At 61.0% G+C, this 24,348-nt stretch carries 19 protein-coding genes; 10 read left to right on the top strand and 9 right to left on the bottom strand.

What is annotated here, in order from left to right:
• Positions 1 to 20: 20 nt before the first annotated feature.
• The 6 genes from JMN22_RS04285 to JMN22_RS04260 form a co-directional block, all read right to left on the bottom strand.
• A complete protein-coding gene (locus tag JMN22_RS04285) occupies positions 21 to 1,466 on the bottom strand; it encodes an aldehyde dehydrogenase family protein (protein ID WP_198797772.1) in 1,446 nt (481 codons plus the stop codon).
• Positions 1,467 to 1,594: 128 nt separating this feature from the next.
• Positions 1,595 to 2,506 (bottom strand): 5-dehydro-4-deoxyglucarate dehydratase, encoded by a 912-nt coding sequence (kdgD, locus tag JMN22_RS04280; protein ID WP_030139832.1) that lies wholly within the window; start codon positions 2,504 to 2,506, stop codon positions 1,595 to 1,597.
• Between the two features lie 536 nt (positions 2,507 to 3,042).
• Positions 3,043 to 3,789 carry a FadR/GntR family transcriptional regulator gene (locus tag JMN22_RS04275; protein ID WP_030139831.1) on the bottom strand — a complete coding sequence of 249 codons (747 nt, stop codon included), beginning with the start codon at positions 3,787 to 3,789 and terminating at the stop codon, positions 3,043 to 3,045.
• Positions 3,790 to 4,048: 259 nt separating this feature from the next.
• Positions 4,049 to 5,776 carry an ABC transporter ATP-binding protein/permease gene (locus JMN22_RS04270; RefSeq protein ID WP_198797773.1) on the bottom strand — a complete coding sequence of 576 codons (1,728 nt, stop codon included), beginning with the start codon at positions 5,774 to 5,776 and terminating at the stop codon, positions 4,049 to 4,051.
• A 98-nt stretch (positions 5,777 to 5,874) separates the two neighbouring features.
• Complete coding sequence (locus JMN22_RS04265; RefSeq protein WP_003177957.1) at positions 5,875 to 6,435, bottom strand: response regulator transcription factor; 561 nt, start codon at positions 6,433 to 6,435, stop codon at positions 5,875 to 5,877.
• Positions 6,428 to 7,690 carry an ATP-binding protein gene (locus JMN22_RS04260; protein ID WP_030139829.1) on the bottom strand — a complete coding sequence of 421 codons (1,263 nt, stop codon included), beginning with the start codon at positions 7,688 to 7,690 and terminating at the stop codon, positions 6,428 to 6,430. The genes JMN22_RS04265 and JMN22_RS04260 overlap by 8 nt, the downstream gene beginning before the upstream one ends.
• Before the next feature lie 368 nt (positions 7,691 to 8,058).
• Here JMN22_RS04260 and JMN22_RS04255 point away from each other — a divergent pair, with 368 nt between their 5' ends.
• Positions 8,059 to 8,775 carry an SIMPL domain-containing protein gene (locus JMN22_RS04255; RefSeq protein ID WP_030139828.1) on the top strand — a complete coding sequence of 239 codons (717 nt, stop codon included), beginning with the start codon at positions 8,059 to 8,061 and terminating at the stop codon, positions 8,773 to 8,775.
• A gap of 90 nt (positions 8,776 to 8,865) precedes the next feature.
• Here the strand turns inward: JMN22_RS04255 and JMN22_RS04250 are convergent, their stop codons facing one another.
• Positions 8,866 to 9,111, bottom strand: a complete 246-nt coding sequence (locus JMN22_RS04250) for a hypothetical protein (protein ID WP_024618924.1) — start codon at positions 9,109 to 9,111, stop codon at positions 8,866 to 8,868.
• A gap of 134 nt (positions 9,112 to 9,245) precedes the next feature.
• The gene (locus JMN22_RS04245; RefSeq protein ID WP_030139827.1) at positions 9,246 to 9,629 is read right to left on the bottom strand and encodes a DUF6124 family protein; all 384 of its coding nucleotides are present in this window, start codon (positions 9,627 to 9,629) and stop codon (positions 9,246 to 9,248) included.
• 1,421 nt (positions 9,630 to 11,050) lie between these two features.
• Between JMN22_RS04245 and JMN22_RS04240 the strand changes: the two genes are divergently transcribed.
• The 9 genes from JMN22_RS04240 (at position 11,051) to JMN22_RS04200 (ending at position 23,769) form a co-directional block, all read left to right on the top strand.
• On the top strand, positions 11,051 to 12,652 hold the full coding sequence (locus JMN22_RS04240) for an ABC transporter substrate-binding protein (RefSeq protein ID WP_198797774.1): 1,602 nt from the start codon (positions 11,051 to 11,053) through the stop codon (positions 12,650 to 12,652).
• A 255-nt stretch (positions 12,653 to 12,907) separates the two neighbouring features.
• Positions 12,908 to 14,533, top strand: coding sequence for an ABC transporter substrate-binding protein (locus tag JMN22_RS04235; RefSeq protein WP_030139826.1), 1,626 nt, complete (start codon positions 12,908 to 12,910; stop codon positions 14,531 to 14,533).
• A gap of 409 nt (positions 14,534 to 14,942) precedes the next feature.
• On the top strand, positions 14,943 to 16,544 hold the full coding sequence (locus JMN22_RS04230; RefSeq protein ID WP_030139825.1) for an ABC transporter substrate-binding protein: 1,602 nt from the start codon (positions 14,943 to 14,945) through the stop codon (positions 16,542 to 16,544).
• Positions 16,545 to 16,714: 170 nt separating this feature from the next.
• The gene (locus JMN22_RS04225; RefSeq protein ID WP_198797775.1) at positions 16,715 to 18,130 is read left to right on the top strand and encodes an OprD family porin; all 1,416 of its coding nucleotides are present in this window, start codon (positions 16,715 to 16,717) and stop codon (positions 18,128 to 18,130) included.
• A 75-nt stretch (positions 18,131 to 18,205) separates the two neighbouring features.
• Positions 18,206 to 19,801 (top strand): ABC transporter substrate-binding protein, encoded by a 1,596-nt coding sequence (locus tag JMN22_RS04220; RefSeq protein WP_198797776.1) that lies wholly within the window; start codon positions 18,206 to 18,208, stop codon positions 19,799 to 19,801.
• Positions 19,802 to 19,877: 76 nt separating this feature from the next.
• On the top strand, positions 19,878 to 20,888 hold the full coding sequence (locus JMN22_RS04215) for an ABC transporter permease subunit (protein ID WP_030139822.1): 1,011 nt from the start codon (positions 19,878 to 19,880) through the stop codon (positions 20,886 to 20,888).
• 10 nt (positions 20,889 to 20,898) lie between these two features.
• Positions 20,899 to 21,810 carry an ABC transporter permease subunit gene (locus tag JMN22_RS04210; protein ID WP_030139821.1) on the top strand — a complete coding sequence of 304 codons (912 nt, stop codon included), beginning with the start codon at positions 20,899 to 20,901 and terminating at the stop codon, positions 21,808 to 21,810.
• Positions 21,811 to 21,820: 10 nt separating this feature from the next.
• A complete protein-coding gene (locus JMN22_RS04205; RefSeq protein WP_014336599.1) occupies positions 21,821 to 22,789 on the top strand; it encodes an ABC transporter ATP-binding protein in 969 nt (322 codons plus the stop codon).
• A complete protein-coding gene (locus JMN22_RS04200; RefSeq protein WP_030139820.1) occupies positions 22,789 to 23,769 on the top strand; it encodes a peptide ABC transporter ATP-binding protein in 981 nt (326 codons plus the stop codon). Before JMN22_RS04205 ends, JMN22_RS04200 begins: the two co-directional genes overlap by 1 nt.
• 254 nt (positions 23,770 to 24,023) lie before the next feature.
• On the opposite strand, the gene JMN22_RS04195 is transcribed toward JMN22_RS04200, so the two are convergent.
• Complete coding sequence (locus tag JMN22_RS04195) at positions 24,024 to 24,275, bottom strand: hypothetical protein (RefSeq protein WP_030139819.1); 252 nt, start codon at positions 24,273 to 24,275, stop codon at positions 24,024 to 24,026.
• Between the last annotated feature and the right edge of the window lie 73 nt (positions 24,276 to 24,348).

The raw sequence follows: 24,348 nt of genomic DNA, 5'->3' as shown, positions 1-24,348 counted from the left end.
CAACCCGGCCGGTGTTGCGTTTACGAGCCGATGTAAGCGGTCTTCACCACGGTGTAGAACTCTTGCGCGTAGCGACCTTGCTCACGCGAACCATAGGACGAACCTTTGCGCCCACCGAACGGCACGTGGTAATCCACGCCGGCGGTCGGCAGGTTGACCATCACCATGCCCGCCTGGGAATGGCGCTTGAAGTGGTTGGCATACTTCAGCGAGGTGGTGGCGATACCGGCCGACAGACCGAACTCGGTGTCGTTGGCCATCGCCAGCGCCGCCTCGTAGTCAGCCACGCGCACGACGTTGGCCACCGGGCCGAAGATCTCTTCGCGGCTGATGCGCATCGAGGCTTCGCTGTCGGCGAACAGCGTCGGCGCCAGGAAGTAACCTTCGGTATCGCAAGTCACCACGCCACCACCGCTGACCAACCGCGCACCTTCGCTCTGGCCGATGTCGATGTACTTCAAGTCCTGGTTGAGCTGGGCTTCGGAAACGACCGGGCCAATGTCAGTACCGGCCTTCAACGCATGGCCGACCTTGATCGACTGCATGCGCTCGGCCATGGCCGCGACGAACTTGTCGTGGATGCCGGCGGTGACGATCAGGCGACTGGAAGCCGTGCAACGCTGGCCGGTGGAGTAGAACGCGCTCTGCACCGCCAGTTCGACGGCCTGCTTGAGGTCGGCGTCGTCGAGGATGATCTGCGGGTTCTTGCCGCCCATCTCCAATTGGACCTTGGCCTGGCGCGACACGCAGTTGACCGCGATCTGCCGGCCCACGCCCACGGAACCGGTGAAACTGATGCCGTCGACTTTAGGGCTGTTGACCAGGACTTCACCGACCACGCGGCCGCTGCCCATCACCAGGTTGAACGCACCGGCTGGGAAACCGGCGCGGGAAATGATCTCGGCCAGCGCCCAGGCGCAGCCCGGTACCAGCTCGGCCGGCTTGATCACCACGCAGTTGCCGTACGCCAGGGCCGGAGCTATTTTCCAGGCTGGGATGGCGATCGGGAAGTTCCACGGGGTGATCAGGCCGACCACGCCGAGGGCTTCACGGGTCACTTCGACGTTGACGCCCGGGCGCACCGACGGTACGTAATCGCCCGACAGGCGCAGGCATTCACCGGCGAAGAATTTGAAAATGTTGCCGGCGCGGGTCACTTCGCCGATGGCTTCGGGCAGGGTCTTGCCCTCCTCCCGGGCCAGCAGTTGGCCGAGTTCTTCGCGGCGGGCGAGGATCTCGGTGCCGACTTTGTCCAGCGCATCGTGACGCGCCTGGATGCCCGAGGTCGACCAGGCCGGGAACGCGGCGCGGGCGGCTTCGATGGCGGCGTTGACTTGCGCTGCGTCAGCCTTGGCGTATTCACCGATGACATCGGACAAGTCAGACGGGTTGATGTTGGTGCAATAGTCGGCACCGGCCACCCACTGACCGTTGATGTAGTTATCGAAACGCTTTGCATCTGCCACGGAGCTTCTCCTCTCACAAAAGCTGTCTAGGAACGCAGGGCGTCCCTGGCTGCGTCCCCACGCGTGCGCGGGAACGATCGAGCCTTACGCAAAAAGCCGCTGATTGCTCAGCGGCCTTGTCGGGTCTGTTACTGCTTGCCTTGCTTGTCGATCAGCGCGGCCAGGGCTTCGTATTCTTCTGGCAGCAGATCGGTCAACGGCGTGCGCACAGGACCTGCGTCATAGCCAACGATCTTCGCGCCAGCCTTGACGATGCTCACTGCGTAACCGGCCTTGCGGTTGCGGATGTCCAGGTATGGCAGGAAGAAGTCGTCGATGATCTTGCCAACGGTCTCGTGATCGTCGCGGGCAATGGCGTGGTAGAAGTCCATCGCGGTTTTCGGGATGAAGTTGAACACCGCCGAGGAGTAGACCGGCACGCCCAGGGCCTTGTAGGCCGCGGCGTAGACTTCAGCGGTCGGCAAGCCGCCCAGGTAGCTGAAACGATCGCCGAGGCGACGACGGATCGACACCATCAGTTCGATATCGCCCAGGCCGTCCTTGTAGCCGATCAGGTTCGGGCAGCGCTCGGCCAGTTGCTCCAACTGAGTGGCGTTCAGGCGGCAGACGTTGCGGTTGTACACCACCACGCCGATCTTCACCGATTTGCACACGGCTTCAACGTGGGCGGCAACGCCGTCCTGGCTGGCTTCGGTCAGGTAGTGCGGCAGCAGCAACAGGCCCTTGGCGCCCAAGCGCTCGGCTTCCTGAGCGTATTCGATGGCCTGGCGGGTCGCACCACCGACACCGGCGAGGATTGGCACGCTGGTGGCGCAGGTATCGACGGCAGTCTTGATGACTTGCGAATACTCGCTGGCGGCCAGGGAGAAGAATTCACCGGTGCCGCCCGCTGCGAACAATGCAGAGGCGCCATACGGGGCCAGCCACTCGAGACGCTTGATGTAGCTGTCGCGATTGAAATCGCCATTGGCAGTGAAATCGGTGACCGGGAACGACAGCAGGCCAGACGAGAGGATGGACTTCAGTTCTTGTGGATTCATTATTCGAACACCCTGGACGCAAATGTTGTGTTGTAGGAAACGGTTCAGCTTCATGTGAAGTTGTAGGTCATCGTACAACTTAAAATGTGAACGTCAACTGCATTTCGTCTTTTGTTGGGGAGGCGGGCCAGGGTTGTTGGCGTGAAGCCTTCTAAATCGGGACTTAGGACGAGATTGGAAGACGAATGGAAATTGCCGCCGGGGCTCCAGGACGGCTCGTCGACCCTGTTAACTCTGCCAATAGGCACCGTTGCAGCGTGGGGACACAGCCCCAGGCACGGCGGTGCTGCGCACGGCTGTAGTTCCTTCACAATCTTTATTGAGTCGCCTTACGCTGCGATCAGCGCGGCCTCACAGGGAGGGACATTCTGTGGCGAGGGGATTTATCCCCGCTGGGTTGCGCAGCAACCCCCTAAGGCGGTAACTCAATCCGATCCCACACACAAAGGCGTCTGTGTGGGGCTGCTTCGCAGCCCAACGGGGATAAATCCCCTCGCCACAGAAGCAATGACTCGCCTCATTTCAACCGAAAGACGCTAGCCCTGCGCCTGCGCCTCTTCATGGGCCTGGCGCAACCGCTCGCGGCTGTTGGTCAGGTGCAGACGCATGGCCGCACGGGCGGCGTCGGAATCCTGGCGAGCAATGGCCTCGTAGATTTCCTCGTGCTCGCGGCTCAGGCGGTCCATGTAGTGCTGGTGGTCGTCATGGGCCAGGCGCGCCGAGTTCAGCCGGGTACGCGGGATGATGCTGGTGCCCAGGTGGGTCATGATGTCGGTGAAGTAGCGGTTGCCGGTGGACAGGGCGATTTCCAGGTGGAAGGCGAAGTCCGAGGCCACCGCGTCGCTGGCGTGGGCCGCGCTTTCGTTCAAGGCATCAAGGGCCGCCCGCATCGCCGCCAGTTGCTCATCGCTGCGGCGCTGCGCCGCCAGCCCGGCGGATTCGACCTCCAGGCTGATGCGCAATTCCAAGATCGCCAGTACATCACGCAAGGTGACCACCGTGGCCGGGTCGATGCGAAAGCCGCTCGGGCTGGGCGTGTCCAGCACGAAAGTGCCGATGCCGTGACGGGTTTCCACCTGGCCGGCCGCCTGCAACCGGGAAATTGCCTCGCGCACCACCGTGCGGCTGACGCCATGGGCTTCCATGATCGCCGACTCGGTGGGCAATTTATCGCCACGCTTGAGCAGGCCGTCGCGAATCTGCTCGGTCAGGACCGTCACCAGCTCCTGCGCCAGGCTGCGGCGCTTGCGGGGAAGGCGTGGGACGTTGATCGGGTTTTCCATGGTGTGTCTCTATATTTGGCAAGCGGCTAAGTGTGCATCATAGCGCAACGTGGTTGTACGATCACCGTGCTCACCGGTGGGCCTTGTCAAAGGTTACCGCCATGCATCGTTGTGGCGAGGGGATTTATCCCCGCTGGGCTGCGTAGCAGCCCCCTTGATCTATTGGCAGACTCAATATCGAGGACCGTTGATTTGAAAGGGGCGCTTCGCGCCCAGCGGGGATAAATCCCCTCGCCACAACAGCGTTCGACAATGACAATCAGGCGGTCACCGCCTGCTCCACCAGTTGGCCATTTTCGATACGCACGTGTCGCGGATGGAAACGTTTCAAACTGCTTCGATGGCCGACGCTGACAATGCTCAGGCCCGGCAACTGGTCGATCAAGGCCTGGTACAGCGTCGCCTCGTCCTCTTCATCCATGGCCGACGTGGCTTCGTCCATGTACAACCATAACGGCGCGTAAAGCAATGCGCGGGCAAAGGCCAGGCGTTGCTGCTCGCCGGGCGAGAGCATGCGCTGCCAATGATTGCTTTCGTCCAACCGCGAAACCAAGTGCGGCAGGCGACAGGTTTCCAGGACCTGTGCATAACGCTCGTTGGGGTAGACGTCGCCGGCTTGTGGATAACTCAGCACTTCGCGCAGGCTGCCGATCGGCAAATAGGGCTTTTGCGGCAGGAACAGATAACGGGCCGACGGCAACAGAATGCTGCCATGCCCGGTGGGCCACAAATGCCCCATCGCCCGCAACAACGTGGACTTGCCGCTGCCGGAACGACCGCTGAGCATAACCCGCTCGCCCGGCTCGACATTCAGTTCGGCGTGGGTCAGCAAATGGCGACCATCGCTCAGGTCCAGCCCGAGGTTGCGTACGTTCAGCTCATTACCCTGGTTCTGCACATCGATGGCCGGCACGCGGTCTTCGTTGTCACTCATTGCCTGACGGAAACTCAACAAGCGATCACAGGTGGCCCGCCACGCGGCAAGGTCGGCGTAAGCGGTGATGAACCAACTGAAATTCTCCTGCACGTTACCGAACGCCGAGTTGATCTGCATGAGCTCGCCCAGCTGGATCTTGCCGGCGAAATAACGCGGGGCGGCGACGATGAACGGGAAGATGATCGCGATCTGGCCATAACCGGAGGTGAAGAACGTCAGGCGCTTGGACACCCGCATGATGTCCCAGAAGTTGTGCCAGACCAGGCCGAAGCGCCCGCTCAAGCGACGATTCTCGTTGGGCTCGCCCCCATACAACGCAATGCTCTCGGCATTCTCGCGCACCCGCACCATGGAGAAACGCAGGTCGGCTTCGAAGCGTTGCTGGTTGTTGTTCAGGCCGATCAGGCGACGGCCGATCAGGTGCGTCAGCCAACTGCCGACCGCCGCGTATACCAGCGCGCACCAGAACATATAGCCAGGAATGGTGTAGCCGAACACTTCGATACTGCCGGAAACGCCCCACAAGATGACCGAGAACGACACCAGGCTGACCACGGTACGCAGCAACCCCAAGCCCAGGCTCAGGGTGTTGGTGGTAAAACTGTTGAGGTCCTCGGAAATCCGCTGGTCCGGGTTATCGGTGTAGCCGCCCTGCTCCAGCCGATAGTAATTCTTGTCAGCGAGCCAACGGGCGAAGTGCTGCTCGGTGAGCCAGGCCCGCCAGCGGATGGTAAGCATCTGCGTGAGGTACAAACGGTACACCGCGCCGAGGATCGCCACCGCCGCGATGCCGCAGAAATACAGGATCAACCGCCAGAAAGCCGCGGTGTCCTTCTCTTGAAGGGCGTTGTAGAAATCCCTGTACCAACTGTTGATCCACACCGAAATCGCCACGCTGAACAGCGACAGCGCGATCACGGCGATCAACAGCGTCCAGGCCTTGCCCTTCTCCTCACTGCGCCAGTATGGCGTGGTCATTTGCCAGACACGGCGGAAAAACTGGCCGCGCACCGCGTCATTGACCGCGGAATATTCAGCGTTCTGATTCATGGTTAAGGCTCTATAAAGAAAAGAACAGACTCGGGCCGATCATATAGAGCAACGGCCCGATGTGTCGCGGGGGTGGACAACATCTGTTCAGCGCAGGTTCAGCGACGTACCGGACGCTTTTGCAATTTGCGCTGCAAGGTCCGCCGGTGCATGCCCAAGGCGCGGGCCGTGGCGGAGATGTTGCCTTCGTGCTCGGTCAGCACGCGCTGGATGTGCTCCCATTGCAGGCGATCCACCGACATGGGGTTTTCCGGCACCAAGGTGTCGAGGTCGGCGTGTTCGGACAGCAGCGCCGCCAGCACGTCATCGGCATCCGCCGGTTTGCACAGGTAATTGCAGGCACCGCGCTTGATGGCTTCGACCGCGGTGGCGATGCTCGAATAACCGGTGAGGATCACCACGCGCATTTCCGGGTCCAGCTCCAGCAGCTTGGGCAGCAGCACAAGGCCCGAATCGCCGTCCATCTTCAGGTCGAGGGCGGCGTAGTCCGGCAGGTCGGCCTGGGCGATGGTCAGGCCCTCTTCGGCGGAGCCGGCGGTGCTGACCCGAAAGCCGCGGCGGGACATGGCGCGGGCCATGACGCGGGTGAAGGTGGCGTCGTCATCCACCAGCAGCAGGTGCGGCAGTTCTTCGCCGTCGACTTGGATCTCGTCACTCATATTCGTCTCCTCGGTCGGCATGGGGCAGGCGCAGCTCGGTGAGCGTGCCGCCTTCCTCATGGGGGTAGAGTTTCACCGAGCCGCCGGCGCGTGTCACGCTGGCCTTGCTCAAAAACAGGCCCAGGCCGAAACCTTTGCCCTTGGTGGTGAAAAACGGTTTGCCAATCTGCTCGGCAATCGCCAGCGGCACACCGGCGCCGTGGTCGCGGATGCAGATCGTCAGTTCATAGGCATCCCAGTCCAATACCACTTCCAAGCCTTCGGGGCAGGCGTCGGCGGCATTGTTCAGCAGATTCAGCAGCGCTTGGGTCAAGTCCGGCGGCGGCGCCATGCGCGGCACCGTGCCCTTGCCCAGGCACTGGAAGCGGTAACTGGCTTCGGGGCGCATCAGGTGCCAGCGGTTCAGGGCATCGTCGAGCCAGAACGTGACCGCCTGCATGTCGATGTCCAACCGGCGATTGGCCTCGGCGGCGCGTACCAGGTATTGCAGGGTCTCCTTGCAGAGCTTGACCTGGTCCTGCAGCACGCTGAGGTCTTCCTGCAACGCCGGGTCTTTGTGATCCTGGCGCATTTCCTTGAGCAGCACGCTCATGGTCGCCAGCGGTGTGCCCAACTCGTGGGCGGCGCCGGCAGCCTGGGTCGCCACGGCCAGCAGTTGCTCGTCCCGCAGGCCTTCTTCGCGGCGAATGGCGCGCAACTCTTCCTGGCGGCGCAGCTCCTCGGCCATGCGCGCGGCGAAGAAGGTGATGACCGCCGCGGCCAGGGCGAAGCTCAACCACATGCCGTAGATCTGCAGGTTTTCCCGGGCGATGGGGAAGGTTTCCAGCGGATAGAACCGCGCCAGCAACAAGGTGTACAGCGCCAGGGCGATGCCAGACAGGATCAGCGAAAACCGCCACGGCAACGTCACGGCGGCGATGGTCAGCGGCACCAGGTAATAAGAGACGAAGGGGTTGGTGGAGCCACCGGAGAAATACAGCAGCGCGCTGTGGATAAACAGGTCGCAGGCCAGTTGCACGGCGTATTCAAGTTCGGTCACTGGCCATGAGGTGCGCAGGCGAATCGCCGTCAACGCGCAGAGTACGCTGGAGAAAACCAGGGTAATCGCCAATTGCAGCCAGGGCAGCGGCAGCAGGTCGAACCAATAGGCAAGCCCCACGGAGCCGGCCTGGGCCGCGAGGACCAGAATGCGGATAAACGTCAGGCGCCAGAGGTTCTGGCGAGAAGCGGAAGTCATTTGCAAAGGGGCGAGCATGAGCTCTCCTGATGAGCGCTCCAGGCGGATCGCACGGAGTATAACCAACGCACGGCGGGCAGAGGCAGATATGCGGCAAAGCGCCACAGCCCCGAAATGGCACACCAACCATTGTGGCGAGGGGATTTATCCCCGCTGGGGCGCGAAGCGGCCCCCAAAAAGGTCAGGCACCACGCCGAGCTGGGGCATGGCAATTCTGGGACTGCTACGCAGTCCAGCGGGGATAAATCCCCTCGCCACAGAAAGCCCTTCACCGAGCTGATCTGTATAGAAGTTGTAACTGTGCGAACCGCACCATAAACGCTAGAGTCTTATCGTTCACGCAGGCCCGGAACCTACACCCCTGCGCATCATCCCAAGGAGCTTTCATGCACACGTTCAGTCGCCCCGCCGCCCTGCTCGCCCTCAGCCTCGGCACCGTCGCCAGCCTGCCGGCCCTGGCCGCCGACGAGCTTCATTACAACCAGATCTCCCTGCGCGCCGAAGCCAGCCAGGAAGTGGCCCGCGACCTGATGATCGTCACCCTCTACACCGAGGAACAGAACACCGACCCGGCCAAGCTCGCCGCCGCCGTCAGCACCACCCTGAATAAAGCCATAGGCCAGGCCAAACAGGTCAAGGGCATCAACCTGAGCCAGGGCAGCCGCAACAGCTACCCGATCTACGACAACAAAGGCGGGAAAATCACCGGCTGGCGCGAACGCGCCGAACTGCGCCTGGAAAGCGCCGACTTCGCCGCCCTGTCCAAACTCACCGGCGAATTGCTCAGCGACATGAAAATGGGCGGCATGGACTTCGCCATCGCCACCGCCACTCGCCAGACCAGCGAAGACGCCCTGCTCAAGGACGCCGTCAACGCCTTCAAGGCGCGCGCCCAACTCGCCACCGAAGCCCTCGGCGGCAAGGGCTACAAGATCGTCAACCTGAACTTCAACACCAACGGTTATCCACAACCGTACATGCGCCCGCAAATGATGATGAAAGCGGCTTCTATGGATGCGGAGTCGGTCACGCCTGAGGTAGAAGCGGGCACCAGCAAAGTGACAATGACCGCGGATGGGGTGGTTGAGGTGTTGATGCAGTAACCATCCAAGGCAGCGGGTCAATCGCACTGATTGCAATTGATCCGCCTGTTAGGGGAGGCCCCTTTAGCCTGGCGACACGGTCCATACATCTTATTTCAGCAAGGCAACGGCCGCTTTAGCGAGCTGGATGAACAACTCATCATCCTGCGCATCAAAATCGCCATCCCCGTCGGCATCTCCTTTTACGTCCACCTTGTCGTAGCGGCCGTTCTTCAGAGAGGAGGACACAGAGGTGGAAAAATCCAGCTCTTTCCCGCTGTAGAACTCGAACAGGACCTCTGGGCTACTATCACGATCCAGGTCTTCGATAGATATGCGAATTTCTTTAGCGGCCATGATTACACCTCTTCCAATGAATAAAGTAATAACGGCATCGCTACAGAAGAGGAGCGCGCCTGGATCCAACCTACCTCCAGGCGCACAGCGTCGCTACTGTCAGATCTGTCAGGTGTATGCCTGTACAGCGGCTCTCAAGGTGCTGGGCTCGCCGGCGCTTCAAGCTGATCCAACGCCTTGTCCACCAGCAACTGGCACAACTCCACCAACTGATGAATTCCCAACGCCACACTGCGCCGCGTGCCCTCCACTTCAAACGCCAGGTCCTCGGCCATGGTCTTGATCGAGGCTAGGGTTTCGGAAGTGCTGGTCAACAGCGTATCGGTGTCGGCCTTGGCGGTAACGGAGAACAGGCTATCGATGCGTGGATCGGTACTGGGCTTTGAAGGCTTCGGATTGAGGTAATGATCGAGGGCCCGATCGGCGGCGGCTCGGTCTTTTAGCAGGTCTTCGATGGCGTCGAATTCTGCTAGGGGGTTTGTTCTGTTGAAGGGGGGATCGGGGACTGACTTATCCATATTCAATGCTCCTGCTTAAAAAGTTGGAGCCATCCCTGTGTCGTTTCCACGCGACAATAGGTGGCAGCGGTACGCGGGGTGGAAATACCGGTAAGCAGGACCCGGCCAGACCGAAGTCTGCCCACGCACAGCCGCCAGGACGCAGTTTGCAGACGAAACGAGACGTCGGCAACACGATGTTCAGCCATGCCCTACTAATTCAGGTTTCCACACCCGATCGCTGCTTTGGCAGCGACGTTCAAAGGTTAGAGCCCCCACTTCCGACCGGCAACCCTAAAAAGCTGTGGGATGTTTCGTTTCAGGACCGATGATCCTTCCGACAAAAATGAATGACTCATCACACCTCCTGGCGCAGCAACCCCGTGGCGAGGGAGCTTGCTCCCGCTGGGCTGCGCAGCAGCCCCAAACCTGACACCTCGGTACGTCAGATGAATGCAGTCGCTGCTGTTGGGGCCGCTTCGCGCCCCAGCGGGAGCAAGCTCCCTCGCCACGGGTTTGGTGGTCGGCGGGACATAGACATATTGCTTCGACCTCTGCTGGGGTCTTCTCAGAACGGAGTCGCACAATAGTTTTGACATCTCCAAAAACAGCACGAGAGAACTGTCCACGTTTTATGGAATGTGGACAGCGAAAGATTCGGCCGCCTTGAAAAGTCAAAATATTTTTCTTAGGCATGAAATGACCAGCCTTCATACCTGGGCTTTCAGGCCACCTTCGCGAACAAACCCACACACAACTGATCGGGTACATTCGTGAGAGATAGGCCGGCTACTAAGCCGCCTTCGCGAGCAGGCTCGCTCCCACAATGGATTGGGATATGACCGGGAGAGCCAGGTCGGCTACCAGGCCGCCTCGCGAGCAAGCTTTGCTCCCACAGATTTGAAGGGTGCACGACCGCAAGAGCCAGGTCGGCTATAAGGCCGCCTCGGCCCGGCTTTTGATCTGAGGGCCCCGTTAACCACGATGGCCGAACGCAGGCATTGTGGAGTGGGCATCCCGGCATGGATGCCGGGATAGCCGCGCAGGGCCATGGATGGCCCATCGCGGCGGGCCCACGGAGCAATGCCGGAGTGAGGGCACACCGAGCTAAGCGAGGTGCCGAGTGGTGGGGCAAAGCGCTTTTGGTTACTTTTGGCTGGTCCAGCTCCCGGCTCTTCCAAAAGTGACCCGCCGTAAGGGCGGAACCCTAAGTAGCCGTTACCGCAGCAATGGATATGTACCCGACTGGAAGGCCGCCATCGCGAGCAAGCTCGCTCCCACAGTTTGATCGGAGTACAGCAGGAAGAACCAGGCCGGCTATCAGGCCGCCTCGTCCAAGAGGCTATGCCCAAACCCAACAGTCCCCCTCACTTTTCGATATTTCCAACACCCCCTCCCGCAACGCTACTCTTCTGAAAACCTCACCGCCCCCAAGGGATTTCATGGACAGAACCACCTTCAAGCCCCTCCTGCTGGCCCTAAGCTTGATCAGCAGCGCCCCAATGGCCCAGGCCGCCACCACCCTGGTCTACTGCTCCGAAGCCAGCCCCGCCGGCTTCGACCCCAGCCAATACACCAGCGGTACCGACTTCGACGCCTCGGCCGAAACCGTCTTCAACCGCCTCACCCAATTCAAGCGCGGCGGCACCGAGGTCGAACCCGGATTGGCGACGAGCTGGGACGTATCGCCCGATGGCCTGGCCTACACCTTCCACCTGCGCGACGGCGTGAAATTTCACACCACCGACTACTTCACCCCCACCCGCAACTTCAACGCCGACGACGTGCTGTTCACCTTCCAACGCCTGCTCGACCCACAACACCCGTTTCGCCAGGCCTACCCCACCGAATCGCCGTACTTCACCGACATGGGCCTGAACACCACGATCAAAAACGTCGAGAAAGTCGACGAGCACACCGTCCGCTTCAGCCTGAACAACGTCGATGCGGCTTTCGTACAGAACCTGGCGATGAGTTTTGCCTCGGTGCAGTCCGCCGAATACGCCGCGCAATTATTGAAGGAAGGCAAGGCCGGCGACCTGAACCAGAAACCCGTCGGCACCGGGCCGTTCGTGTTCAAGCGTTACCAGAAGGATTCGCAGATCCGCTACACCGCCAACACCGCGTACTGGAAGCCCGAGGACGTGAAGCTCGACAACCTGATTTTTTCCATCACCCCGGACGCCGCCGTGCGCCTGCAAAAGCTCAAGCGCGGCGAGTGCCAGGTCAGCGGTTATCCGCGCCCGGCCGACATCGAGGTGATGGAGCAAGACCCGAACCTGCGGGTGCTCAAGCAGCCCGGTTTCAATCTCGGTTTCCTGGCCTACAACGTGACGCACCCGCCGCTGGACCAGCTCAAGGTCCGCCAGGCGCTGGACATGGCCATCGATAAACCGGCGATCATCAAGGCCGTTTACCAAGGCGCCGGGCAGCTGGCGCAGAACGCCTTGCCGCCGGCCCAGTGGTCGTTCGACCCGGCGATCCAGGACGCGCCCCATGACGTGACCAAGGCCAAGGCGCTCCTTAAGGAAGCCGGGGTTGCGCCCGGTACAACCATTGATTTGTGGGCGATGACGGTGCAGCGCGCCTCCAACCCCAACGCGCGGATGTCGGCGCAAATGATCCAGCAGGATTGGGCCAGGATTGGCATCAAGGCCAACATCGTCAGCTACGAATGGGGCGAGTACATCAAGCGCGCCAAGAACGGCGAACACGACGCGATGATCTACGGCTGGACCGGCGACAACGGCGACCCGGACAACTGGCTCGGCGTGCTTTATAGCTGCGCGGCGGTCAAGGGCAGCAACTACGCCAAGTGGTGCGACCCGGCCTACGACCGGTTGGTCCAGCAAGCCAAAGTCGCGACCGACCGGCAAAAACGGATCGAGCTGTACCAGCAGGCGCAGAAAATCCTCAAGCAGCAGGTGCCCATCACGCCCATTGCCAACTCAACGGTGTTCCAGCCGATACGCAAGGAAGTGGTGGATTTCAAACTCAGCCCATTTGGCCTCACACCCTTCTACGGCGTGGGTTTGAACAAGTAAAACCCGCCCCATGGCGGTGCGTCGCGGCCTCGCGCCGCACCGCCAAGGAGCGCGTTTCGCCCCAAAAAAGCCTGCGCAAACGGTCAAATGCGTCAGAAGTTACAAAGATGCGACATTAAGGTACGTTCGTGCCACTGTTTCAGACTTGTAACCGCTCTGGATCTTGCATTGGGTATGGGGCCTGCATAAGTATCCGCAGGACGACTCACGAGGTCGCCCTCAAATCCAAAAATGACAACAAATCATGAGGCCAACATGCTTAAACACGCGGTCATTCCGTTTTTAGTCGGCGCAGGCTTGTTAGCCAGCGCTCCTTTCGCTTCCGCCGCGACTAACCTGGTGTTCTGCTCCGAAGGCAGCCCGGCCGGTTTCGACCCTGGTCAGTACACCACCGGAACCGACTTCGACGCCTCTGCAGAAACCATGTTCAACCGCCTGACCCAGTTTGAGCGCGGCGGCACCGCCGTGATTCCTGGCCTGGCCACCAAGTGGGACATTTCCGAAGACGGCCTCACCTACACTTTCCACCTGCGTGAAGGCGTCAAGTTCCACACTACCTCGTACTTCAAGCCGACCCGTGAATTCAATGCCGACGACGTGCTGTTCACGTTCAACCGCATGATCAACAAGGACGACCCTTTCCGTAAGGCGTACCCGACCGAATTCCCGTACTTCACCGACATGGGGATGGACACCAACATCACCAAGATCGATAAAGTCGACGACCACACCGTCAAGTTCACCCTCAAGGATGTAGACGCCGCGTTCATCCAGAATATGGCGATGAGCTTCGCCTCGATCCAGTCCGCCGAATACGGCGCCCAACTGCTCAAGGAAGGCAAGGCCCCGGACATCAACCAGAAGCCGGTCGGCACTGGCCCGTTCGTGTTCAAGAGCTACCAGAAAGACTCCAACATCCGCTACACCGGGAACAAGGACTACTGGAAGCCTGACGACGTGAAGATCGACAACCTGATCTTCGCCATCACCACCGACCCGTCGGTGCGCATGCAGAAGCTCAAGAAAAACGAATGCCAGATCACCCTCTTCCCACGCCCGGCCGACCTCAAGGCCCTGAAGGAAGACAAAGCGTTGAAGATGCCTGACCAGGCGGGTTTCAACCTGGGCTATATCGCCTACAACGTGATGGACAAGATCAAGGGCAGCAACGAGCCGAACGTGCTGGCCAACCTGAAGGTCCGCCAGGCGCTGGACATGGCGGTCAACAAGCCACAGATCATCGACTCGGTGTACCAGGGCGCCGGCCAACTGGCGGTCAACGCCATGCCGCCGACCCAGTGGTCCTACGACACCACCATCAAGGACGCCAAGTACGATCCTGAGAAAGCCAAGGAGCTGCTCAAGGAAGCCGGCGTCAAGGAAGGCACCAACATCACCCTGTGGGCGATGCCGGTGCAGCGTCCGTACAACCCGAACGCCAAGTTGATGGCCGAGATGCTGCAGTCCGATTGGAAGAAAATCGGCCTGAACGTCAACATCGTCAGCTACGAATGGGGCGAGTACATCAAGCGTTCCAAGGGCGGCGAGAACCAGGCCATGATCATTGGCTGGAGCGGTGACAACGGTGACCCGGACAACTGGCTCAACGTGCTGTTCGGCTGCGACTCGCTGGCCGGCAACAACTTCTCCAAATGGTGTGACAAGAAGTTCGATGGCCTCGTGAAAGAAGCCAAGCGCACCACCGACCAGGCCAAGCGCACCGAACTGTACAAGCAGGCGCAACACGTCCTCAAGGATGCTGTGCCAATGACACCTATCGCTCACTCGACGGTGTATCAACCCATGCGCGCCAACGTGCAGGACTTCAAGATCAGCCCCTTTGGCTTGAACTCCTTCTACGGCGTCAGCGTCAGCAAGTAAGGTGACCTGTGGCGAGGGAGCTTGCTCCCGCTGGGCCGGTCCGACGCTTCGGGCGTAGCGGCCTCTTTTTTAAGCGCGATGGCGGACTATCAACGACGCCATCGCGAGCAGGACTCGCTCCCACGCCATGCCGTCGCCCTGTCTGCCGAGACCAAGACCTAGGAAATTGCCTACATCCAAAAGCACTGCGTCCCACAGCAGTCGGTTTAGGACGTGTCGCCTTTTCCCACAAGTCTTTCAGGCGTTTCCGCATTTACCGCCTGGCCCACGACCCATAACGTCGGGGCTGCCGGTTTGCTGGCCCTGTGACATCGCTGTTTACGCAATGGAATGAGCCCAGTGCTCCGGACCTGTCCCCGGAAGGACACCGGATCACTGATCAACACCCCGAAACGAGAGAGGGAGCGTCATGCGCCATACCTTGGTTTTATCCGCATTGCTGGGCACCGGCCTGTTGGCCGCCACCTCCGCAGCCCAGGCCGCCGGTGGCAGCCTGGTGTTTTGTTCCGAAGGCAGCCCCGCCGGTTTCGACACCGCGCAGTACACCACCGCGACTGATAACGATGCCGCCGAACCGCTGTACAACCGCCTGGCCGAGTTCGAAAAAGGCGCGACCAATGTAGTCCCAGGCCTGGCGACGAGCTGGGACATTTCCGAAGATGGCTTGAAGTACACCTTCCACCTGCGCGAAGGGGTGAAATTTCATACCACCGATTACTTCACGCCGACCCGGGATTTCAACGCCGACGACGTGCTGTTCACGTTCAACCGCATGCTTGACCCGCAGCATCCGTTCCGCAAGGCCTACCCCACCGAGTTCCCGTACTTCAACGGCATGAGCCTGAACAAGAACATTGCCAAGGTCGAAGCAACCGGGCCGTTGACGGTGGTAATGACGCTCAACAGCGTCGACGCCGCGTTCATCCAGAACATTGCCATGAGCTTCGCCGCGATTCTCTCGGCCGAATACGCCGACCAACTGCTCAAGGGCGGCAAGCCGAGCGACATCAACCAGAAGCCGATCGGCACCGGGCCGTTCGAGTTCAAGAGCTATCAGAAAGACTCCAATATTCGTTATGTCGCCAACGACAAGTACTGGGCGCCGGAACGGGTGAAACTGAAAAACCTGATCTTCTCCATCAACACCGACGCCTCGGTGCGGGTGCAGAAGCTCAAGGCCAACGAATGCCAGGTCACCCTGCATCCACGTCCCGCCGACGTGCCGGCCTTGAAGAACGATCCCAAGCTGCAACTGATCGAAAAACCGGGTTTCAACCTCGGCTACATCGCCTATAACACCCGCCACAAGCCGTTCGACCAGGTCGAAGTGCGCCAGGCGCTGGACATGGCGGTGAACAAGCAAGGCATTCTCAACGCCGTTTACCAAGGTGCGGGGCAACTGGCGCAGAACGCCATGCCGCCGACGCAGTGGTCCTACGACGACACCATCAAGGACACGCCCTACAACCCGGAAAAAGCCAAGGAGTTGCTCAAGGCCGCCGGGGTCAAGGAAGGCACCGAAATCACCCTCTGGGCCATGCCCGTGCAACGCCCGTACAACCCCAACGCCAAGCTGATGGCCGAGATGCTCCAGGCCGACTGGGCGAAGATCGGCCTGAAGGTGAAGATCGTCAGCTACGAATGGGGCGAATACATCAAGCGCACCAAGAACGGCGAGCACGACATCAGCCTGATCGGTTGGACCGGCGACAACGGGGACCCGGACAACTGGCTGGGCACGCTGTACAGCTGCGACGCCATTGGCGGCAACAACTACTCCATGTGGTGTGACCAGGATTACGACAAGCTGATCAAGCAGGCCAAGGTCGTCACCGACCGCGACCAGCGCACCGTGCTCTACAAACAGGCCCAGCAGTTGCTCAAGCAGCAAGTGCCGATCACCCCTGTTGCCCACTCGACGGTCAACCAGCCGCTGAGTGCCAAAGTCGAAGGGTTCAAGGTCAGCCCCTTCGGTCGCAACGTCTTCTCGGGCGTCAGCCTGAACCCATAACCGCTTAGCCGCACAGCGAGGGCTTCCCTGGAAGCCCTCACGCAGAAGTCTTGCCTTAATTCGCCGATCAGGCGCAAAGCAAACGTTTGCAAGCTGCAAATGAGTTCCAAACCGATAGCCGTATCACCAAAAAAGAACGGCATGAAAAAGAAAGAAAAGGAGCGTTACCGATGAAACTGAGCAGCACCGCGATACTGGCCTTGGCCATCAGCAGCGTTACGGCCACGGCTTACGCTGAATCCCAGAGCCAGGCAGTCACCCCAGTGACCCTCAAGACCACCAGCGAGCAAAGCGAAGCCAAGGGCTTCATCGACGGCCAATCCGTCACGGGTAGCACGCGCAACTGGTACGCCAACGAGCAATTCAAGCGCGGCACGAAACTCACCTATCGCAAGAACGGCGAAGCACGCGAGACCGATCGCCGTATCAACTGGCTGCAAGGCACCATCATCAAGTACAACTCGGGCTTCACCGAAGGCACCGTAGGCTTCAGCACCGAAGTGGCGGCCTACAATGCCATCGCCCTCGACCGGGATCGCAAGGACCTGGCGTCCAACAATGGCGGTGCACCGACCACCCGTCCTGGGGCCGGCAACAACCGTACCCTGACCCATGAAGGCGGCGACGCTGTGGGCCAGTGGAGCAAACTGGGCCTGGCCAACGTCAAGGCCCGCGTGTCCAACACCACCCTGACCGCCGGCCGCCAGAACTTCAGCAGCCCGATGGTCGACGTCATCGGCAACCGTGCCCTGCCTTCCAGCTTCCAAGGTGTGAGCCTGCACAGCGAAGAGTTCGAAAACCTGGGCTTCGACATCGCCACCTTCGACCGCAACTCGCCACGTACCGAAGAGAGCCAGCGCAAGTTCCGCTCCGAATACGGTGACAGCAGCGTCGAGACCGATCACGTCAACACCGCCGGTATCACTTACCAGCCACTGGCCAGCCTGAAGACCAGCCTCTGGGCGACCCAGGCCGAGGACATGTGGAACCAGTACTACTTCGGCGCCACCCACGAGCTGGGCGACAGCTCGGTACTGAGCCTGACCACCGGCCTGAACTACTACAAGACCGTGGATTCGGGCAAAAGCAAGCTGGGTGAAATCGACAACGACACCTATTCCCTGTCGTTCGGTCTGACGCACCAGGCCCACAGCCTGACCTTCTCATACCAGGAAGTGAACGGTAACGAGTACTTCGACTACCTGCACGAAACCAACGGCATCTACCTGGCCAACTCCCTGCTGTCGGACTTCAACGGCCCGAACGAGAAATCCTTCCAGATCGCCTATGGCCTGAACATGGCCGAATACGGCGTACCAGGCCTGAAGTTCAACATCTACCAGGCGCGCGGCTGGGGCATCGACGGCACGCACTACAACAGCACCGGTTATAGCGACGTGCGGGCCATGGACGGTGAGCACCACTATGAATACGGCGTCGGCGCGTCCTATGCCGTACAGAGCGGCCCTCTGAAAGCCACCGCGATCCGTGCGACCTACACCGCACACCGCGCCAGCGAAAACCAGGCCGACGGCAGCCTCAACGAGTTCCGCCTGGTCACCACCATCCCGTTCAACATTCTCTAAACTGCCACCGGGCGGTCGACTCACAAGGTCGCCCGCCCGGTCTTTTGCCAATTACCCGATTGCAGAGGATTGACGATGAACATGATCCCCCTACGCGCCGCCATCGCCGCCGCGCTGCTGAGTGTCGCCGTTGGCGCCACGGCCAAGCCCCTGGTGGTTTGCACAGAAGCCAGCCCGGAAGGCTTCGACATTGTCCAGTACACGACTGCAGTCACCGCCGACGCTGCGGCAGAAACCGTTTTCAATCGCCTGGCCGACTTCAAGCCCGGCACCACCGAAGTGATTCCGGCCCTGGCCGAATCCTGGGACATCAGTGACGACGGCCTGACGTACACCTTCCACCTGCGCAAGGGCGTCAAGTTCCACACCACCGATTACTTCAAGCCGACCCGCGACATGAACGCCGACGATGTGGTCTGGAGTTTCCAGCGCCAGCTGGACCCGAACCACCCGTGGCACAAACTGTCGAGCGTGGGCTTCCCGTACTTTGAAAGCATGGGCTTCAAGGAACTGCTGAAAAACGTCGAGAAAGTCGACGAGCACACGGTCAAGTTCACCCTGACCCGCCGCGAAGCGCCGTTCCTGGCCGACATCGCCATGGCCTTCTCCTCGATCTACCCGGCCGAATATGCCGACCAGTTGCTCAAGGCAGGCAAAACCGGCGACCTCAACAGCAAGCCGATCGGCACCGGCCCGTTCGTGTTCCAGCGCTACAACAAGGACGCCCAGGTTCGCTTCAAGGCCAACCCGGACTACTTCCGTGGCAAGCCGCCAGCCGATGCGCTGGTATTGGCCATCGCCACCGACAACAACGTGCGCATGCAGAAACTCAAGACCAACGAGTGCCAGATCGCGCTGTACCCCAAGCCCGATGACATCCCCAGCATCAAGAAAGACCCGAACCTGAAGGTCACCGAGCTGGACGCGATGACCGTCTCCTACACCGCCATGAATACCAGCCACAAATACATGAGCGACGTGCGGGTGCGCAAAGCCATCGACCTGGCCTTCGACAAGGAAGCCTACGTCAACGCGCTGTTCGGCAAGGGCAACGCCACCGCGGCGGTCAACCCCTACCCGCCGACCCTGCTGGGCTACAACCACAATCTGAAGAACCCGGCCCGCGACCTCGACAAGGCCCGCCAATTGCTCAAGGAAGCCGGCGTGCCGGAAGGCACCGTGTTCACCCTGTTTACCCGCAACGGCGGCGGCCCGACCAACCCCAACCCGATGCTCGGCGCGCAGATGATGCAGTCCGACCTGGCGAAAGTCGGGATCAAGGTCGACATTCGCGTGATGGAATGGGGCGAAATGCTCAAGCGCGCGAAAAACGGCGAGCACGACATGGTGTCCGCCGGATGGGCGGGCGACAACGGCGACCCGGATAACTTCCTGACGCCTATGCTCAGTTGCGAGGCCGCCAAGAACGGCGAAAACTACGCGCGCTGGTGCAACGAGAAATTCCAGGCGCTGCTCGACCAGGCACGCGCCTCAGTGAACCCCGAGGAGCGCGCCAAACTCTATGAGCAGGCCCAGGTGATTTTCAACCAGGACCAGCCATGGATCAGCATGGCCCACACCCGGATGTTCACGGCAATGCGCAGCAACGTAGAGGGCTACGTGATTAGCCCGCTCACCACCAATAACTTCGCCACCACCCAGGTGAAGTAGATAAGAAAACGCCCTTCGACGCTTGACCTCAAGCGTCCAAGGGCACGCCTAACCGGCTGATGAGGTACACCTGAAGATGTTTAGTTTTATTGCCCGCCGACTGGGATTATTGATCCCCACGTTCTTCGGCATCACCTTGCTGACCTTCGCGTTGATTCGCATGATCCCCGGCGACCCCGTGGAAGTGATGATGGGCGAACGTCGGGTCGATCCCGAAATGCATGCACAGGCAATGGAACGCCTTGGCCTCAACAAACCGCTGTATGCCCAGTACCTGGACTACATCGGCAAACTGGCCCACGGCGACCTCGGCGAATCGCTGCGCACCCGTGAAAGCGTATGGACCGAGTTCAGCTCACTGTTTCCCGCGACCCTGGAACTGTCCATGGCCGCGCTGTTGTTCGCCGGTATCCTGGGCCTGCTGGCCGGGGTGATCGCGGCACTCAAGCGAGGATCCCTGTTCGACCATGGGGTGATGGGCATCTCCCTGGCGGGGTATTCGATGCCGATCTTCTGGTGGGGCCTGATCCTGATCATGTTCTTCTCGGTGTCCCTGGGCTGGACGCCGGTGTCGGGACGGATCGACCTGCTCTACGACATCGAGCCGAAAACCGGCTTCATGCTGATCGACACGCTGCTGGCCGACGAGCCGGGCGCGTTCCTCGATGCCCTGCATCACCTGATCCTGCCGGCCATCGTGCTGGGCACCATTCCGCTGGCGGTGATCGCCCGCATGACCCGCTCTTCGATGCTCGAAGTACTGCGCGAAGACTACATCCGCACCGCCAAGGCCAAGGGCCTGTCGCCGTCGCGCGTGGTGTTCGTCCACGGCCTGCGCAACGCGCTGATCCCGGTGCTGACCGTGGTCGGCCTGCAAGTCGGCACGCTGCTGGCCGGCGCGGTCCTGACCGAAACGATCTTCTCCTGGCCGGGCATCGGCAAGTGGCTGATCGAAGCCATCGGCGCCCGGGACTATCCCGTGGTGCAGAACGGCATCCTGTTAATCGCCTGCCTGGTGATTCTGGTCAACTTCGTCGTGGACATCCTCTACGGCTTTGCCAACCCACGCATCCGTCACCAGCGCTGAGATCAAGACCATGAGTACTCCAACTACCGCGGTAGCAGTCGATCAAAGCCTGCTGTACCCGTCCCCGTACAAAGAATTCTGGCACGCGTTTTCCCGCAACAAGGGCGCCGTCGCCGGGCTGCTGTTCATGATCCTGATCGTGTTCTGCGCGATCTTCGCCCCGTGGGTCGCGCCGCACGACCCGAGCGAGCAATACCGCGACTTCCTGCTGACGCCGCCGGCCTGGCTGGAAGGTGGGCAGATGCAATTCCTGCTGGGCACCGACGAACTGGGCCGCGACCTGCTCTCGCGCCTGATCCAAGGCTCGCGGCTGTCGTTGCTGATCGGCTTGTCATCGGTGGTGATGTCGCTGATCCCGGGCATCCTGCTGGGGCTGTTCGCCGGGTTCTTCCCGCGCATCCTCGGCCCGACCATCATGCGCCTGATGGACATCATGCTGGCCCTGCCATCCTTGCTGCTGGCCGTGGCGATCGTCGCCATCCTCGGCCCAGGCCTGATCAACACCGTGATCGCCATCGCCATCGTCTCGCTGCCATCCTACGTGCGCCTGACCCGCGCCGCCGTGATGGGCGAACTGAACCGCGACTACGTGACCGCCGCCCGCCTGGCCGGTGCCGGCCTGCCGCGCCTGATGTTCATCACCGTGCTGCCCAACTGCATGGCACCGCTGATCGTCCAGGCGACCTTGAGCTTCTCCTCGGCGATCCTCGACGCCGCCGCCCTGGGTTTCCTCGGCCTCGGCGTGCAGCCGCCTACCCCGGAGTGGGGCACCATGCTGGCCTCGGCCCGCGACTACATCGAACGCGCCTGGTGGGTCGTGAGCCTGCCTGGCTTGACCATTTTGCTCAGCGTGCTGGCAATCAACCTGATGGGCGACGGGCTGCGCGATGCGCTGGACCCGAAACTCAAGAATGCCGCCTGAGGAGATTCCCATGTCACTGCTAGAAATCAAGAATCTCAATGTCCGCTTCGGCGACGCCACCGCCGTGCCGGTGGTCGACGGCCTGGACCTGAGTGTGGAAAAAGGCGAAGTCCTGGCGATCGTCGGCGAATCGGGCTCGGGTAAATCCGTGACCATGATGGCGCTGATGGGCCTGATCGAGCACCCCGGCATCGTCACCGCCGATGCGCTGAACTTCGACGGCAAGAACATGCTCAAGCTGAGCAACCGCCAGCGCCGGCAGATCGTCGGCAAGGACCTGGCAATGGTCTTCCAGGATCCGATGACCGCGCTCAACCCCAGCTACACCGTGGGTTTCCAGATCGAAGAAGTGCTGCGCCTGCACCTGAAGATGTCCGGCAAGGCCGCCCGCAAGCGCGCCATCGAGCTGCTGGAAAAAGTCGAGATTCCCGGCGCGGCCAGCCGCATGGATGCCTACCCGCATCAACTGTCCGGCGGCATGAGCCAGCGCGTGGCGATTGCCATGGCGATTGCCGGTGAGCCAAAGCTGCTGATCGCCGACGAACCGACCACCGCCCTCGACGTGACCATCCAGGCGCAGATCATGGACCTGCTGCTGGCCCTGCAAAAAGAGCAGGACATGGGCCTGGTGCTGATCACTCACGACTTGGCCGTCGTCGCTGAAACCGCCCAACGCGTGTGCGTGATGTACGCCGGCCAAGCCGTGGAAGTCGGCCAGGTGCCGCAGCTGTTCGACATTCCGGCCCACCCCTACAGCGAAGCGCTGCTGGCGGCGATCCCGGAACACAGCATGGGCGCCGAGCGCCTGGCGACATTGCCCGGCATCGTTCCCGGTCGCTATGACCGCCCACAAGGCTGCCTGCTGTCGCCGCGCTGCCCGTACGTGCAGGACAATTGCCGTCAACAGCGCCCAGCGCTCGATCCAAAATCCAACAGCCTCGCCCGCTGCTTCTACCCGTTGAACCAGGAGGTGGCGTGATGGCCGTCGTACTTACCGCCCGTGACCTGACCCGTCATTACGAAGTGTCCCGTGGCATGTTCAAGGGCCACGCGACCGTGCGCGCCCTCAACGGCGTGTCGTTCGAACTGGAAGCCGGCAAGACCCTGGCCGTGGTGGGCGAATCCGGTTGCGGCAAATCCACCCTCGCCCGGGCCCTGACGCTGATTGAAGAGCCGTCCGCCGGCTCGTTGAAAATCGCTGGCCAGGAAGTGGCCGGCGCCAACAAGGCCGAACGCAAGCAGCTGCGCAAAGACGTGCAGATGGTTTTCCAAAGCCCTTATGCGTCTCTTAATCCAAGGCAGAAAATTGGTGATCAACTGGCCGAGCCATTGCTCATCAACACCAACCTGTCGGCCACCGAGCGGCGCGAGAAAGTCCAGGCGATGATGAAGCAGGTGGGCTTGCGCCCCGAGCATTACCAGCGCTACCCGCACATGTTCTCCGGCGGCCAGCGCCAGCGCATCGCCCTGGCCCGCGCCATGATGCTGCAACCCAAGGTGCTGGTGGCGGACGAACCGACGTCGGCGCTGGACGTGTCGATCCAGGCCCAGGTGCTGAACCTGTTCATGGACCTGCAGCAGGAATTCAACACCGCCTACGTGTTCATTTCCCACAACCTGGCGGTGGTGCAGCACGTCGCCGACGACGTGATGGTGATGTACCTCGGCCGCCCGGTGGAAATGGGCCCCAACGAGTCCATCTACAGCCGCCCGCTGCACCCGTACACCCAGGCGCTGCTGTCGGCCACCCCGACCATCCACCCGGACCCGAACAAGCCGAAGATCAAGATCGTCGGCGAACTGCCCAACCCGCTCAACCCACCGTCCGGCTGCGCCTTCCACAAGCGCTGCCCGTACGCGACCGAGCGCTGCAAGACCGAAGAACCGGCGTTGCGTCCGTTGGATAACCGGCTGGTGGCGTGTCACTACGCTGAGCGGTTTCTCGACGGCGCTGCATAAAGCAGAAGGTAGATAAGCTCTTGTGGCGAGGGGATTTATCCCCGTTGGGCTGCGCAGCAGCCCTAAAGCAATGAACTCAATCTTCCTGGCGCACCGAGTTGCCTGGTTTGGGGCCGCTGCGCAGCCCAGCGGGGATAAATCCCCTCGCCACAGAGGTAAAATTTCACCTTGGGTCATGCATCCGACATTAAAAACCCCTCCAGCCCCGACTGAATATCAGTTGGGGCTGGAGGGGTTTTCTTTAGGCTATAGCCCTACGTCTGGCTATCGCCCTCTTCATCCTCATCACCATCCGGCGGATCAACCGGCGAACCATCGTCATCCTCGCCATCGTCTGGATCGCCTGCGTCCGCATCGGTCGCGGCAAGCATCAACTCACCCTGCGCAACCTGCCCACTCGATGCGTGCTGATCATGCTGATCACATTCCGCCCACGCGATGGTGGAGCCCAGGGACAACATCACCAAAACCTTCAATAGCAACATCATGCGTAGAAGCTTATTCATAGCCAATTCCTTCTTTCCGGATAAAGCCGGGGCCCGACGGCGCTCAACAAAATCTAGTTCTGAACCGCCCGGT

The sequence above is a fragment of the Pseudomonas sp. HB05 genome (assembly GCF_016756915.1).
GTDB classification, from domain to species: domain Bacteria; phylum Pseudomonadota; class Gammaproteobacteria; order Pseudomonadales; family Pseudomonadaceae; genus Aquipseudomonas; species Aquipseudomonas alvandae.
This window is presented reverse-complemented; position numbering and strand designations above follow the sequence as displayed.

What these genes read in the sequence shown, in the direction of transcription:
- kdgD (WP_030139832.1), bottom strand. Translation starts at nt 2,506, where the DNA reads ATGAATCCACAAGAACTGAAGTCCATCCTCTCGTCTGGCCTGCTGTCG.
- JMN22_RS04275 (WP_030139831.1), bottom strand. Translation starts at nt 3,789, where the DNA reads ATGGAAAACCCGATCAACGTCCCACGCCTTCCCCGCAAGCGCCGCAGC.
- JMN22_RS04270 (WP_198797773.1), bottom strand. Translation starts at nt 5,776, where the DNA reads ATGAATCAGAACGCTGAATATTCCGCGGTCAATGACGCGGTGCGCGGC.
- JMN22_RS04265 (WP_003177957.1), bottom strand. Translation starts at nt 6,435, where the DNA reads ATGAGTGACGAGATCCAAGTCGACGGCGAAGAACTGCCGCACCTGCTG.
- JMN22_RS04260 (WP_030139829.1), bottom strand. Translation starts at nt 7,690, where the DNA reads ATGCTCGCCCCTTTGCAAATGACTTCCGCTTCTCGCCAGAACCTCTGG.
- JMN22_RS04255 (WP_030139828.1), top strand. Translation starts at nt 8,059, where the DNA reads ATGCACACGTTCAGTCGCCCCGCCGCCCTGCTCGCCCTCAGCCTCGGC.
- JMN22_RS04250 (WP_024618924.1), bottom strand. Translation starts at nt 9,111, where the DNA reads ATGGCCGCTAAAGAAATTCGCATATCTATCGAAGACCTGGATCGTGAT.
- JMN22_RS04245 (WP_030139827.1), bottom strand. Translation starts at nt 9,629, where the DNA reads ATGGATAAGTCAGTCCCCGATCCCCCCTTCAACAGAACAAACCCCCTA.
- JMN22_RS04240 (WP_198797774.1), top strand. Translation starts at nt 11,051, where the DNA reads ATGGACAGAACCACCTTCAAGCCCCTCCTGCTGGCCCTAAGCTTGATC.
- JMN22_RS04235 (WP_030139826.1), top strand. Translation starts at nt 12,908, where the DNA reads ATGCTTAAACACGCGGTCATTCCGTTTTTAGTCGGCGCAGGCTTGTTA.
- JMN22_RS04230 (WP_030139825.1), top strand. Translation starts at nt 14,943, where the DNA reads ATGCGCCATACCTTGGTTTTATCCGCATTGCTGGGCACCGGCCTGTTG.
- JMN22_RS04225 (WP_198797775.1), top strand. Translation starts at nt 16,715, where the DNA reads ATGAAACTGAGCAGCACCGCGATACTGGCCTTGGCCATCAGCAGCGTT.
- JMN22_RS04220 (WP_198797776.1), top strand. Translation starts at nt 18,206, where the DNA reads ATGAACATGATCCCCCTACGCGCCGCCATCGCCGCCGCGCTGCTGAGT.
- JMN22_RS04215 (WP_030139822.1), top strand. Translation starts at nt 19,878, where the DNA reads ATGTTTAGTTTTATTGCCCGCCGACTGGGATTATTGATCCCCACGTTC.
- JMN22_RS04210 (WP_030139821.1), top strand. Translation starts at nt 20,899, where the DNA reads ATGAGTACTCCAACTACCGCGGTAGCAGTCGATCAAAGCCTGCTGTAC.
- JMN22_RS04205 (WP_014336599.1), top strand. Translation starts at nt 21,821, where the DNA reads ATGTCACTGCTAGAAATCAAGAATCTCAATGTCCGCTTCGGCGACGCC.
- JMN22_RS04200 (WP_030139820.1), top strand. Translation starts at nt 22,789, where the DNA reads ATGGCCGTCGTACTTACCGCCCGTGACCTGACCCGTCATTACGAAGTG.
- JMN22_RS04195 (WP_030139819.1), bottom strand. Translation starts at nt 24,275, where the DNA reads ATGAATAAGCTTCTACGCATGATGTTGCTATTGAAGGTTTTGGTGATG.